The sequence below is a fragment of the Pseudarthrobacter sp. 05T312 genome (genome assembly GCF_056396685.1).
Genome location: NZ_JBFTLY010000074.1, coordinates 1 through 368 on the forward strand (window position 1 = coordinate 1; position 368 = coordinate 368).

At 52.9% G+C, this 368-nt stretch carries 1 rRNA gene; it reads right to left on the reverse strand.

Annotation, left to right across the window (positions count from 1 at the left end):
- Positions 1-368: ribosomal RNA gene (locus AC1DIP_RS22375) — 23S ribosomal RNA — on the reverse strand; the annotation flags it as partial.

The following is a 368-nucleotide window of genomic DNA, read 5'->3' on the forward strand; positions in this document are numbered from 1 at the left end:
GACCAGTTCATGGCCGCGGGTTAGAACTCCGATACGATCAGGGTGGTATCCCAACGTCGCCTCCACACAAGCTGGCGCTCATGCTTCTCAGGCTCCCACCTATCCTGTACAAATCGTACCAAAGTCCAATATCAAGCTGCAGTAAAGCTCCATGGGGTCTTTCCGTCTTGTCGCGGGTAACCTGCATCTTCACAGGTATTAAAATTTCACCGGATCTCTCGTTGAGACAGCGCCCAAGTCGTTACGCCATTCGTGCRGGTCRGAAYTTACCYGACAAGGAATTTCGCTACCTTAGGACCGTTATAGTTACGGCCGCCGTTTACYGGGGCTTCGGTTCATAGCTTCGGGATTGCTCCCTAACCACTCCC